At 56.2% G+C, this 13,557-nt stretch carries 11 protein-coding genes; 10 read left to right on the plus strand and 1 reads right to left on the minus strand.

The window, feature by feature from the left end:
- Positions 1–6: 6 nt before the first annotated feature.
- The 10 genes from alaS to ACFO1S_RS18810 all read left to right on the plus strand — a co-directional run bounded on the left by alaS (position 7) and on the right by ACFO1S_RS18810 (position 12,317).
- Positions 7–2,634 (plus strand): alanine--tRNA ligase, encoded by a 2,628-nt coding sequence (gene alaS, locus ACFO1S_RS18765; RefSeq protein WP_378127488.1) that lies wholly within the window; start codon positions 7–9, stop codon positions 2,632–2,634.
- Positions 2,635–2,693: 59 nt separating this feature from the next.
- Positions 2,694–2,990, plus strand: a complete 297-nt coding sequence (locus ACFO1S_RS18770) for an IreB family regulatory phosphoprotein (protein WP_378127333.1) — start codon at positions 2,694–2,696, stop codon at positions 2,988–2,990.
- Between the two features lie 2 nt (positions 2,991–2,992).
- The gene (gene ruvX / locus ACFO1S_RS18775) at positions 2,993–3,406 is read left to right on the plus strand and encodes a Holliday junction resolvase RuvX (protein WP_204601103.1); all 414 of its coding nucleotides are present in this window, start codon (positions 2,993–2,995) and stop codon (positions 3,404–3,406) included.
- Between the two features lie 10 nt (positions 3,407–3,416).
- Positions 3,417–3,722 (plus strand): DUF1292 domain-containing protein, encoded by a 306-nt coding sequence (locus ACFO1S_RS18780; protein ID WP_204601104.1) that lies wholly within the window; start codon positions 3,417–3,419, stop codon positions 3,720–3,722.
- Positions 3,723–3,763: 41 nt separating this feature from the next.
- Positions 3,764–4,063 (plus strand): DUF1292 domain-containing protein, encoded by a 300-nt coding sequence (locus ACFO1S_RS18785; protein ID WP_204601105.1) that lies wholly within the window; start codon positions 3,764–3,766, stop codon positions 4,061–4,063.
- Between the two features lie 63 nt (positions 4,064–4,126).
- On the plus strand, positions 4,127–5,434 hold the full coding sequence (gene mltG, locus ACFO1S_RS18790; RefSeq protein WP_378127336.1) for an endolytic transglycosylase MltG: 1,308 nt from the start codon (positions 4,127–4,129) through the stop codon (positions 5,432–5,434).
- Between the two features lie 231 nt (positions 5,435–5,665).
- Positions 5,666–6,490, plus strand: coding sequence for a peptidase U32 family protein (locus tag ACFO1S_RS18795; RefSeq protein ID WP_378127338.1), 825 nt, complete (start codon positions 5,666–5,668; stop codon positions 6,488–6,490).
- Positions 6,491–6,509: 19 nt separating this feature from the next.
- Entirely contained in the window at positions 6,510–7,766 is a 1,257-nt protein-coding gene (locus ACFO1S_RS18800; protein ID WP_204601107.1) for a peptidase U32 family protein, read from the plus strand.
- 199 nt (positions 7,767–7,965) lie between these two features.
- Entirely contained in the window at positions 7,966–10,080 is a 2,115-nt protein-coding gene (locus ACFO1S_RS18805) for a methyl-accepting chemotaxis protein (RefSeq protein WP_378127340.1), read from the plus strand.
- A gap of 401 nt (positions 10,081–10,481) precedes the next feature.
- A complete protein-coding gene (locus ACFO1S_RS18810; protein ID WP_204601108.1) occupies positions 10,482–12,317 on the plus strand; it encodes a peptidoglycan D,D-transpeptidase FtsI family protein in 1,836 nt (611 codons plus the stop codon).
- On the opposite strand, the gene ACFO1S_RS18815 is transcribed toward ACFO1S_RS18810, so the two are convergent.
- A complete protein-coding gene (locus ACFO1S_RS18815) occupies positions 12,250–13,395 on the minus strand; it encodes an AI-2E family transporter (protein ID WP_204601109.1) in 1,146 nt (381 codons plus the stop codon). The two genes, ACFO1S_RS18810 and ACFO1S_RS18815, sit on opposite strands and share 68 nt — an antisense overlap.
- Positions 13,396–13,557: the final 162 nt, after the last annotated feature.

Consider the following 13,557-nt stretch of genomic DNA (forward strand, 5'->3'; position numbering starts at 1 on the left):
AAACCGATGAAAGCAGCAGAAATCCGCAGCAAGTGGCTGGCGTTCTTCGCCGGCAAAGGTCACAAGATCGAGCCGAGCTCTCCGCTCGTTCCCCACAATGATCCCTCCCTGTTATGGATCAATGCCGGAATGGCTCCTCTCAAGGCCTATTTCGACGGACGGGTCATTCCCGAGAATCCGAGAATCGCCAATTCGCAGAAATGCATTCGCACGAACGATATCGAGAACGTCGGGAAGACGCGTCGGCACCATACGTTCTTCGAGATGCTCGGAAACTTCTCCATCGGCGATTACTTCAAGGAGGAAGCGATCGAATGGGCTTGGGAGTTTCTGACGGGACCCGAATGGATCGGCTTCGATCCCGAGCGGCTGTCCGTCACCGTCTACCCGGAGGATGAGGAAGCCTATCGCTTCTGGAACGAGAAGATCGGCCTGCCCGCAGAGCGGATCGTGAAGCTGGAGGACAACTTCTGGGACATCGGCGAAGGCCCATGCGGACCGTGCACGGAAATTTTCTACGATCGCGGCGATAAATACGGCGATCTGTCCGATCCCGAATGCACGCCGGGAGGAGAGAACGAGCGGTTCCTGGAAGTATGGAACCTGGTGTTCTCCCAGTTCAATCATAACAAAGACGGCAGCTATACCCCGCTGCCGAACAAAAACATCGATACCGGAGCGGGACTGGAGCGCTTTGCCTCCATCCTCCAGGATGTAGACTCCAATTTCGATACCGATCTGTTCATTCCGATCATCGAACGCGCCAGCGCGATTGCCGGCGTCCGCTACAAGAGCAGCGAGGAGAGCGATGTCGCGCTTAAGGTTATTGCCGATCATATCCGTACGGTAGCTTTCTCCGTAGGCGACGGCGTGCTGCCTTCCAATGAAGGCCGCGGCTACATCATTCGGCGCTTGCTTCGCCGGGCGGTACGCTACGGCAAGGTGCTGGGCATCGATCGTCCGTTCCTGTGGGAGCTGACGCCTACCGTAGGCGAGATTATGGGCAGCTACTATCCGGAAGTGCTGGAGAAGCGCGAGTTCATCGAGAAGGTTATCCGCACGGAGGAAGAAAGATTCCATGAGACGCTGTCCGACGGTCTGGCGATTCTCGCCGATCTATGCGCCAAAGCCCGCGCTGAAGGCAATTCGGTCATCTCCGGTCCGGACGCGTTCAAACTATACGATACGTACGGCTTTCCGTTCGATCTGACGGAGGACTACGCGACGGAGCAAGGCATGACGGTCGATCGCGAAGGCTTCGACGCGTCGATGCAGGAGCAGCGCGACCGGGCTCGCGCCGCGCGTCAGGAGACGGACAGCATGAAGGTGCAGGGCGGGCCGCTGGCCGAATACACGGAGAAAAGCGAATTCGTCGGCTATGACGCGCTGACTTCCGAGGCTCGCGTTCAGGCCATTGTGGCCGACAACCAATTCGTCGATATCGCCGGAGTCGACCAACGGGTGCTCGTCGTTCTGGACCGCACGCCTTTCTACGCGGAAAGCGGCGGACAGGTGAGCGACAGAGGCGTTCTGTTCGCAGCCGGCGTCCATGCGGAGGTTACGGGCTTAAGCAAAGCGCCGCACGGACAGTCGGTTCATCAGGTAGTCGTAACCAGCGGCGTCTTGAAGGTAGGCGACACGGTGACGGCTTCCGTCAACGCTTCCGAGCGGGGAGACATCATTCGCAACCATACGGCGACTCACTTGCTGCACAAGGCGCTTAAGGAGGTGCTCGGCGAGCACGTCAATCAGGCAGGCTCCCTGGTCGATCCCGAGCGGCTGCGCTTCGACTTCTCGCATTTCGGCGCGATTACGGCCGAAGAGCTGGCCGATATCGAACGCCGCGTCAACGAGCAAATCTGGATCGGCACCGAGCTGGACATCAGCTTCAAGCCGATCGCCGAAGCCAAAGCAATGGGCGCGATGGCTCTGTTCGGAGAGAAGTACGGAGATATCGTTCGCGTCGTGAAAGTCGGCAATTACAGCCTTGAGCTGTGCGGAGGCTGCCACGTCAAGAATACTTCGCAGATCGGATTGTTCAAGCTGGTCAGCGAAGGCGGCATCGGTTCCGGCGTTCGTCGGATCGAGGCGGTGACGGGGCGCCGCGCTTACGGATTCCTGGACGAACAATTGAGCCTTCTTAAGGGAGCGGCTGCGTTGCTGAAATGTAACGTGGGCGATGTGCCGAAGCGCGTCGAGGCGATGCAGGGCGAGGTGCGTCAGCTGCAGAGGGACAACGAATCGCTGCAAGGCAAGCTGAGTCGTCTCGAAGCGGCGGAGCTGGTATCGGCGGCCAAACAAGTCGGCAGCGTCACGCTGTTGGCCTCGCAGGTCAATGCAAGCGGCATGGACGCGCTGCGCGGCGTCGCGGACGAGCTCAAGCTCAAGCTGGGCTCTGCGGTGCTGGTGCTGGGCTCTCCGGCCGAGGATAAGGTGAATCTGGTCGTGGCCGTCACGCCGGATTTGGTGAAGCAAGGCCTGCATGCGGGCAAGCTGATCAAGGAGATCGCGGCCATCTGCGGCGGAGGCGGAGGCGGAAAGCCGGAGCTGGCCCAAGCGGGAGGCAAGGACCCGTCCAAGCTGGCTGAAGCTCTGGCCGCGGCGGAGGGCTTCGTTGCCGCCCAGATTTCCTAACCACGAATTTCCTGTCCAACCGAGATTGTGTTATGATGAAGATAAGTGCTTAGTTAGTCATGGAAAGCGAGGTGCTGGAGATGGGCACGTCGGATAAAAATCATTTCGATCAGACCGTTAAATTCGATGTCGTAGCGGATCCGCACGAGGTGTCGTCCCGGGATATTCTTTTCACGGTTCATGATTCCCTCGTCGAGAAAGAGTACAATCCGATCAATCAAATTGTCGGGTACTTGCTGTCGGGAGATCCCGCTTTTATTCCGCGTCATAACAACGCGCGCAGCTTGATTCGCAAGAAGGAGCGCGACGAATTGATCGAAGAGCTCGTTCGCTTCTATCTTCAGCAGAACCGTTAACGATGCGGGTGCTGGGACTGGATTACGGAGAGAGAAGAATCGGGGTCGCCATGAGCGACCTCTTCGGCTGGACCGCGCAAGGGGTCGAGGTGATCGATCGCAAGCTCGTGGCCGACCCCATGGCGCGCATTGCCGAGCTGGTCCGCTCGAACGAGGTGGAAAGCCTCGTCGTTGGGCTGCCCAAGAATATGAACGGAACGATCGGGCCGAGTGGGGAAAATTGCATCGCATTCGCGGAGTCCTTAAGGCAAACACTAGGGCTGCCCGTGCAGCTCTGGGATGAAAGGCTGACAACGGTATCCGCGGAGCGAACGCTGCTCGAAGCCGATGTCAGCCGACGCAAGCGCAAACAAGTCGTCGATAAGATGGCGGCGGCGATTCTGCTGCAGAGCTATCTGGATTCGATAAGGAAATGAGGGATTGTCCATGACGGATGTGCATCATAACGAAGAAGAAGCGGAATTGATTTATATTACGGACGAAGAAGGCAATGACGAGCCCTTCGAAGTGATTATGCGCTTTGAGCTGGACGACGGCACGGACCGAAAATACATGATGGTCGTTCCGGCGGAGGAAGACAGCGAGGAAGAGCAGGAAGTGTTCGCGTTCCGCTATGACGAGGAAGACGGAGAGATCAAGCTGTATCCGATCGAAGACCCGGCCGAGTGGGATATGGTGGAGGAAACCTTCAACACCTTGATCGGCGAATTCGGCGAAGCCGAAGACAAATAAGCGACGTGCAGCCGTCGAGCGAACACTCGGGGGGATGAACCATGACTGACAACAACGCGGCTTCCGCTTTAAGGCAACGCTACGGCGACAGCGTAGAGCTGTCCGACGAGAACGGAAGCACCGCAACGTATCAGATCGCTGCCGAAATCACTCTGGGCGCGAACAGGTACGCCATTCTTCAGACCTCCCAGATGCAACGCGAGGACGAGATCGAGGTCTTCCGAATTCTGGAGGGAGCCGGCGGGGAATTCGAGCTGGAATCGGTCGCTGACGAAGAAGAGTGGGAGCTCGTCGAAGAAGCCTTCGACGACCTGCAATTCGGCGACGAAGAGCAGCCATGATGACCATCGAGGAGCGGGCGACCGCTCTTTTTGCCGATGAGACGGTGCTGGAGGGGAATAAGCTTGAGCAGAGATGACGAACCGACAACGGGGTGGCGCTCCGTTTACGGGGATACAATACAGAACGAACAAGGAAAAGCGTCCGGAGAAAGGGAGACGGCTGCCGCGACCGAAACGGGCAGGCTGTCCTCGTTGTCTCGAATGCAGTCCAGGAGGGGCGATTCTCCTCGTAAAGAACCGCAGACAAGGGATAGCGCGCAGCAGGACCCATCCGTCCGCACGATTTCGGTGCCGGCGGATCGGCGGCGCAAGCCTAAGGTCGTGCTCTGGTCCTTCTTGATTGCGCTCGGATTGGTATTCGCGATGGCGGGCGGTGTGCTCTTCTACCTGTGGAACGGCCTGCGTCCGACCGCAGCGTCCGACACGCCGGTTAAAGTCACGATCAGCTCCGGTATGCGCGCCCAGAAGGTAGCCGAAATGCTGGAGGAAAATGGACTTATACGCGATGCGTTTCTTTTTAGCGGCTGGCTGAAGCTTCAAGGGGAAGGCTCGCGCTTTCAGGCCGGGGATTATGAGCTGACGAGAGGGATGACTCGCGAGGAGATCGTCGCCAAGCTTAACGAAGGCGATATTGTCGCAGCAGCTACGATCAAATTTACGATTCCGGAAGGCTTCACCGTTCAGCAGATCGCCGATCGGCTTGCCGAGAAGGCCGGCGTGGACAAAACGAAGTTTCTGGAAGCGGCGAACAACCCGGCTCTGTGGACCGGGTCGGCTTGGACGAAAAGCTTGCCGACGGATAAGAACCTGCGTTTCCCGCTGGAGGGTTACTTATTCCCGGATACGTACGAGATGAAGTCGGGCAGCACGGAGATCGAAATTATCAATCGAATGCTGTCCGAGCTTGACCGTAAGCTGGATCAACTGCCGGAGGACTGGCTGGGCACGCTTGAGGATCGCGGGCTTACCGTTCACCAGCTGCTTACAATCGCATCTCTGGTGGAACGCGAGGTTGTCGCGGATGAAGAGCGGCCAATCGTTGCCAGCGTCATTCAGAATCGGATTCGCAAAAAAATGCCGATGCAGATTGATGCGACGATCCAATATTTGCTCGATAAGCAGAAGGAACGGTTGATGGAATCCGATCTGAAGGTCAACAGTCCGTACAACACGTACCAGAATCCGGGCTTGCCGCCGGGGCCGATCGCAAGCCCCAGCTTGAAATCGATCGAGGCCGCGCTCTATCCCGAGCAGACGGATTATCTGTATTACGTAACGAAGAAGGATGGCACGAATACGCATCTGTTCGCGGAGACCTACAAGCAGCATCAGAAGAACATTAAGCTCAGCGAACAGAACAAAACCGAATAATCGGTTTCCAATTTACGCACTCGTCTGAGTGCGCGCCGACCCGGCAAGATTGTCCCTGCCTCCATTACAAGGAGTCCGGGCAAGCTTGCCGGGTCGAAGACTTCCCGGAGGTGCATTCCAATTTCAGCCGTCATACCCGAATTACTCGTATCTGCCGGATCGATCGGGCAGATTGAACGCTTTATTACCGCCGGCGCATCGGCGATTCTAATCGGCGAAGCGCGATATGGCATGAGACAGCCGGCGGATATCGAACAGCAGGATTTGCCGGAAGCGATTCAAGCGGCTCATCGACTGGGCGCCAAAGCCTATGTGAATATGAACAAGCTGTTTCGCAATCACGAGCTGGCCGGGATGCCGGAATATCTGCTGGCGCTTCAAGCCGCAGGAGCGGACGCCGTCGTCTTCGGAGATCCGGCCGTACTGATGAATGCAAGACAGCACGCGCCGCAGCTTAACCTGTTCTGGAACGCGGAGATGACCGGAACGAATTCCTCCTCCTCTTCCTATTGGGGAAGACGCGGGGCGACACGCGCCGTTATCGCGCGTGAGCTGAACGAAGAGGAAATCGCCGACTTGAAGAGCCGAGCGAACATGGAGATACAGGTGCAGGTTCACGGTATGACGAACATCTACCATTCACACCGCAACCTCTTGCAGAGCTATATGGAGCATCTGGGTCGGGAGGCGACGCTGATTCGCAAGGGACCGGACAAAGGCTTGTTTCTGGTGGAGGCGGAGCGGCCGGACGAGAAATTTCCTGTCTATGAGGACGATAACGGCACTCACGTGATGAGCCCAGGCGATATATGCCTGCTTGAAGCGCTCCCAGAGCTTATTCGCGCGGGAGTCGACAGCTTGTATGTCGAATCGCTGCTCAAGACGGACGAGTACAATGAGACGGTGCTTAGAAGCTATCGCAAAGCGCTCGACAAATGGCGGAGCGACGAGAAGGCCTATGCCTTCGAGCAGCAGTGGCTGACGGATATTCAGAAGCAACAAAGCCCGGATAGAGAGCTCGGGTTCGGATTTTTGTATAAGGAACAGGTTTACTGAGAAGGAGGATGAGCCAGGGATGAGCGAGACCGCTGTGCAAGCAAAGCCGCGTTACTCCGGGAAGAGGAATCGGCTGGCGAAGCCCGAGCTGCTGGCGCCGGCCGGAAACCTGGAGAAGCTGAAGTTTGCCGTCCATTACGGCGCGGATGCCGTGTATATCGGAGGTCAGAAATACGGCCTGCGATCGAATGCGGACAACTTCAGCTTCGAGGAAATGCGCGAGGGCGTTGAATTCGCCGCTCGCTACGGAGCCAAGGTGTTCGTCGCGACGAATATTTACGCTCACCAGGAGGACTTGGACGGAGTCGCCGATTATTTGAAGCAATTGGAGAACGCGGGAATTGCCGCTATTATTGCCGCGGATCCGGCGATTGTGGAAACGGCGCAGAAGCATGCTCCCAAGCTGGAGGTTCACCTGAGCACCCAGCAATCCACTATGAACTGGCAGGCGGTGCAGTTCTGGAAGGAGGAAGGGCTGCCGCGCGTCGTTCTGGCGAGAGAGACGACGATGGAGGAAATTGCCGAGATCAAGTCCCATATGGATGTCGAGCTTGAGGTATTCATTCACGGAGCGATGTGCTCCTCGGTATCGGGGCGCTGCGTGTTGTCCAACCATTTTACGGACCGGGATTCCAATCGGGGAGGCTGCTGCCAATCCTGCAGGTGGAAGTACGATCTGCATGCGGACGAGGAATCCGTGATGGAACAAGGGCAGAATCCTTTTACGATGGGCTCCAAGGATCTGTGCATGATCCAGCACATACCGGATTTGATCGATGCGGGAGTCGACAGCTTCAAGATCGAGGGACGCATGAAAAGCATTCACTACGTCGCTTCCGTTGTGAACGCGTATCGCCAGGCGATCGACGCTTATATGGCAAATCCGGAGGGCTACGAGCTTCGTTCGGACTGGGTCGATGAAATCGGCAAGGCGGCTAACCGTCCGCTGAATACGGGGTTTTTCTACACGACGCCGGGAGCGCAGGAGCATATCTATGAGCCGGAAGAGAAGCCGGCGCCCTACGATTTTGCCGCGGTCGTGACGGATTACGACGAGTCGTCCGGCATCGCCACGGTTCAGCAGCGCAGCCCATTTCGTCCGGGTATGGAAGTGGAGTTCATCGGTCCGGGGGGCAGAGCGTTCGTTCAGACCGTCGGGGAGCTGGCGGATGAAGAAGGCAATTCGCTTACGGTAGCCCGGCATCCGCTGCAAAAGATTCGCCTGAAAACGGATCGTCCAGTTGCCGCGCTCGATATCATGCGTAAAAGATTGTAAGAAATTGTTAGGAATAAACAAAAATATTTTCAAAGCGTTGACGAAATAAAAGGAAATATCGACGGACATGTCGAAATTGTCATACCAAGGTAAACATTGCCACGTAAGCGGCCGATAATTACTTTGTTGACATCTCGGCATGTCTTTTTCATTTGCCGCCAGGTCAGTCGTCACTACATAGTTGGAGGAGTAATCGCAGATGAAACAATCGTGGCGTGAGAAAATGGGCGCAGTGGATTGGAAAAAAGCTTCTAGCTCCGTGAGCGGATTAACCAAGCGGGTTGGAGGACAGTTCAAGGGAACGAAATTCGAGAATCCGATTCGTTCCGTCGGCATGAAGCTGTTTTTGCTTATTTTCTGCAGTATTTTAGCCTGCGTAATGTCTTTGGGCTGGTTTTCCTACTCGAAATCAAGCTCTATCATTCAAAAGAAGGTCGCGGATTCAAGCAGCCAGACCGCCGAGCAGACCGCGGGCAAGATCGCCCTTCTGCTGGAAGGCTACGAGCGCCAATCGCTTCAATTTATTACGGATTCTACTTTTATTAACCTGCTAAGCACGCTTTCAATCAGCAAAGATGATTATGAAACGTTCGATACCGCCAGACAGCTGACGGAGAAAATGAGCAGCGTGGCGATGGCCGACTCCAGCTACGAGTCGATCTCGCTCATTCCGATGGATGAGAATGGGCAGTTCATGACGACCGGCGGCTCGGTCGATAAGGCCAAGGTTGGAGAACAGCCTTTCCTGAAGACGATCGCGGAAGGGAACGGCAAAGCGATCTGGGTGCCTACGCTCGCCACGGGCCTTGACGGCAACCGGACTTCGCCGACTTTCGCACTGGGACGGATTCTGAACCAGGGCAAGCCTTACCTGCTCATTCTGGAAATCAAGATCAAGACGTTGGAAGACCAGATGAAAACGGTGGACTTCGGGGAAGGCAGCTCGGCTTATATCGTCTCCAACGACGGCACGATTGTATTCGGGGCCAATGCGGAGAAGATGGGAACGAAGTATGAGTATGAATTGCCTGGAGAAGAAGCCTCTACGACGATTACGATAGACGGCACGAAGACGCTCTCCTCCGCGGGAGTGATGAAGAACAACGAGTGGAAGGTTCTCGGGAATATTCCGGTATCCGCCCTCGTCAAAGACGCCAAGGCGATCAGCAACCTGACGTGGCTGATGTCCCTGATTGCGGCGCTCATTGCGGCAGGGATCGGAATGATCGTCATGCTGTCGGTCGGACGTCCGCTGTCCCAGCTTCGCACGCTGATGAACGAAGGGGAGCGCGGAAATCTGACGGTTCGCTCTACGATCCGGAAGAAGGACGAGATCGGGCAGGTTTCCGACAGCTTCAACCGCATGATGGAAGAAATCACCACGCTCGTGCGGCAGACGAACTTGTCCGCTCAGGAAGTGCTGGATACGGCGACTTCGCTGTCCGACGCTTCGCGCAAAACGGCCGGAGCGGCCAAAGAGATCGCCGTCGCGACGGAAGAGATCGCGAACGGAGCGACGAATCTGGCCATGGAATCCGAGAAGGGCTCCGATCTGACCATTCAAATCGGTACTCAGGTTCAAACGGTCATCGATTCCAACGTTGAGATGGGGCAATCCGCCAACGAAGTAGAGGAAGCGGGCCGGATGGGTTCGGTGTACATGGGAAGCCTGATTGACAAGACAGGCCAAACGGAAGAAATGACCCGTTCGATGGTCGAGAAGGTCGACAAGCTGAAGGACAGCACCCGTTCCATCCGTAAAATTCTCGACGTTCTCGGCAGCATGACCAAGCAAACGAATATTTTGTCTCTCAATGCTACGATCGAGGCGGCAAGAGCGGGAGCCGCAGGCAAAGGCTTCATGGTCGTTGCCGACGAAATCCGCAAGCTGGCGGACCAATCCCGTGATTCCATCGGAGTCGTAGGCGGCATCGTCGAGAACATTCAACGGGAGATCGACGAGACGGTCGGCGTGCTGTCGGATGCGTATCCGATCTTCCAGGAGCAGATTGAATCCGTACGGGAAGCCAATGAAATTTTCGTTACCGTTCAGGACAACATGGGCGGATTTATCCGGCGGCTGGAATCGGCAACATCGTCCGTGCGTCAGCTGGAGGATGCGCAAAATACGTTGTCTCTGGCCATGAGCAATGTCAGCGCGGTTGCGGAAGAATCCTCGGCAACCTCGGAAGAAGTGGCTTCGCTAAGCAACGAACAGCTCAACATCAGCGACGGCTTGGTGCAATTGTCCAATCGCCTGGAGGCGGTATCGGGCAAGCTCCGCGAATCTTTAAGCCGGTTTACGGTATCTTAACGAACAATAAGCAAACGGCAGGCAGGGAGCTTTCCCTGCCTGCTTTTTTTACCATATCAGAAAGTATAAGGTTTAGGATTTCTTATCCCATCCGATAGCGCGATACAAAACGTCTGTCACCTTGCCAAGGCCGGCGAAGCCGTTTTTACTTGCGATACAGACTTTATAAGTTTGACGCTTATTCCATCCCTGTATCGTCCCCGCAAAGCTTCTCCGGCTGTCAGAGGACGCCGAAGGCGTTTTTGCTTGAACTATCAGAAAGTATAAGCTTTAGACTCCTTATCCCAACTGATAGCGCGATACAAAACTTCTGCCGCCGTACCCAAGGACGGCGGAGCCGTTTTTACTTGATTGGGCAAATTATGGGAACAATGAGGGGAGGAACGGGAAGGAGCGACAAGATGAAGCCATTGGGATCGGGAAGAGGGTTTCGCGTATTGCTGCTGCTGGCTGCGCTGCTTGGGCTGGAAGGTGCGCGATTGGCGTGTCTGCAGTTCGGTCTGGGAGGGGCGCAGACGGCAAGCGGTTCGCTCAGCCGGAGCGCCGTGCTCCAGCACTCGGATGCTTTGCTCCTGGACAGCGGCAGAGGCCAATTCCGCGACCGCAGAGGGCGGCTCATCACCGGTAGGATCGTGCAAGGCTTGGCTGCATTTCCGGATAACGGTCTGCCGCGCGGTGCAGAGAGCGACGTGCGCAGCGTGGCGAATGCATTGGGCGTGGAGACGCGCCGACTGGATGGCTGGCTGACGGAGCTCCGTGAACCGACGGTGTGGAAGGATACGGCCTCCGGGCGGGCTTACTCGCTGACGTCCGGTCAGATTCAAACGGTGCAGAGGGCCCGACTGCTGGGCGTATCGGTGCTGCCCTATATCAACCGATATCCGACGGATTTCGCTCCCCTTCATGCGATCGGTTACTTGTCGCAGCATCCCGAACGCGTCAAGCGCATTTATAGCCGCGACATCGCCATCGGGCGAAAGAAGGCGACGGTATTGACCGGCGGAGCGGGGCTGGAGAAGTCGCTAGACCGCTTCCTTCAAGGGCAGGCGGCAACGCTCGTCAAGCAGGTCACGGATGCGTCGAGAAGACCGCTTGAGGGGCTTGGCCTAAGATTGACAGTCCCCAACAATCCTCATTTCCCGCTGCAAGTAACGACCACGCTGGATCTGGATATGCAAAGCGCTGCGGAGAAAGCGATGCGCAAATACGGCATTCGGAAAGGTGCGGTCGTCGTATTGGATGCAGCCAATGCGGACATTCTGGCCATGGTGTCCTTGCCTGCGCTTGATCCGTATCGGATTGGAGCACCGGATACGGACGAACGAAATCATGCGCTGACAGTTGCCCCTCCGGGCTCGGTCTTCAAGACGGTTACGCTGGCTGCAGCGCTTGAGTCGGGGGTTACCGATTGGAAGGAGACGTTTTATTGCGACGGCAAATACGGCAAGTATGGCTTGAAATGCTGGAAGAAGGGCGGTCATGGACATTTGACGCTGGAGCAAGCCTACGCTGAGTCCTGCAACGTCGCGTTCGCAGGCTTGGCGGAGAGGCTTGATCCGGCATGGCTACAGATTACGGCTGAGCGCCTTGGCTTCGGCAGAATGGTCGGCTGGCATACAGACTCTTTCGTTGACAAGAACCCTCTTAGGCTGCTTGGAGAGGAGGAGGCCGGAACGATATTCTTGAACAAGCGAATCGCGGAGGACGGCGGGGCGAGGACGGGAACCGGCATCGGGCAGCGGGATGTGCGGGTTACGCCGCTGCAGGCGGCAAACATGGCGGTGGCGATCGTGCACGACGGTCACGTCCTTGCTCCCCGAATCGTCAAGGAAATCCGTTATGCGGACGGAGGGCTGATGGCTTCATTTGAAACGCAGTCAGCGCCCTCCAAGCACGGTCGCATTGAGCCCGAGACCGCTGCGGCGCTGCGCCGGGGCATGCGCTCCGTCGTTCTGCACGGTACGGCCGAGCATGCGTTGAAGAACGCCGGATGGCCGCTTGCCGGCAAGTCCGGCACAGCCGAATTAAGCGGCAAGCAAAAAGCCCGCAACGACCAATGGTTTGTCGGTTACGGGCCTGTGACGGAAAGGCCGCGCTATGCGATCGCAGTGCTGATCGAGGACCAGCCTGCAGGCTTGCGCAATCGCGGCGCAACGGTATTCGGAACGATTATGGACGAGCTTCGCCTTCTGGAGAGCTCGCGTCCGCAGGCTGGGGAGCGAACGGGTGCATCGTAAATTCGTCTCTCGGGAGGCGAATCCACTTATGGAAGTAGCCTTGATCGTACAGCGCTTTAAGCAGGATCATAAGAATCGGCGCGAGAATAAGTCCTGCAACGCCGAACAGCGACAAGGAAATCATCATGAAGGCCAGCATCGTAAAGGCGGATACGCCGACCGTCTGACCGGTGATTCTTGGCTCCAGAAATTGACGGGTCAACGTGACAACCAGAAGGAGCGCGGTCAGCCAGACGGCCAGCACCGTATCTCCGGTAATGAACAAATAGATAATCCAGGGAATAAACAGCGTGTTGACGCCCAGCAGCGGAAGCACGTCGAAAATGCCGGCCAGCAGCGCGATAGAGAAAGCGTTGTTCACGCCAAGGCAAAGCAACGCAACGAAGATAACGAGAAAGGTAATGCTAATTAGCTTGCCTTGCGCTTTAAGATAGGCGCCTATGCCTCTGAACACGTTGTTTCGCAAGAAGTCGAAGGCGATTTTCAGCGTCTTCGGCGCTCTGTCTTTGCCGAGCTTCTTCCAGGTCTCGATCTCCAGGCTTAAGAAATAAGCGAGAATTATAGCGATCGAGAAATTCAAAATGAACGAAGAGAACGAGCTAAGGAAGCCTACGAGCCATTTCAGGAAGTTCCCGGCCCACTGCGCGCCCAGATCCGTGACGTAAGCGGTCGCCTGGCGAAGCTTCTCGGCAAGGTCGGGAGGAAGCGCTTCGACTTGATTTTGCAGGTTGCTTGTGATGGAGCCTACCTGGCTTTCCAGCATCTTCTGGTATTTGGGCAGATCGTCTGCGAGCTGCGTGATCTGTATCGTGAAGATATAGCCAAGCCCGAAGAAGGCGGCCAGAATGATGAGGGTGAAGAAGAGGATGCTGATCCCCGTAGCGATCGATTTTGGAAGCCCCATGCGGTTGAGCAATCGGGCGAGCGGTTCAATGATCCAGAAAATCAGGAAAGACAGGAATACCGGGGTCGCAAGGTTGTACAAATAACTGAATACATACATCGTCAGCCAGACGGTGAGGAAGATTACGCCGATATCGAAAGCGGTCCTCCAATATTTCTGATACAAAGAAAACATCGGTTAGCCATCCTTTTCTGGACATGTTATTTGATCCATCCCATATATTGTTTATTGTACACGATAACAAAAAAGATGCCTAGAAGAATGCCTATTTTCCGGCTCGTATGTTAGAATAGAGGGCAGGCATTTGAACCGTTCTCATAATTAAAACGCATTCAA

The sequence above is a fragment of the Cohnella boryungensis genome (genome assembly GCF_042651945.1).
Classification (GTDB): domain Bacteria; phylum Bacillota; class Bacilli; order Paenibacillales; family Paenibacillaceae; genus Cohnella; species Cohnella boryungensis.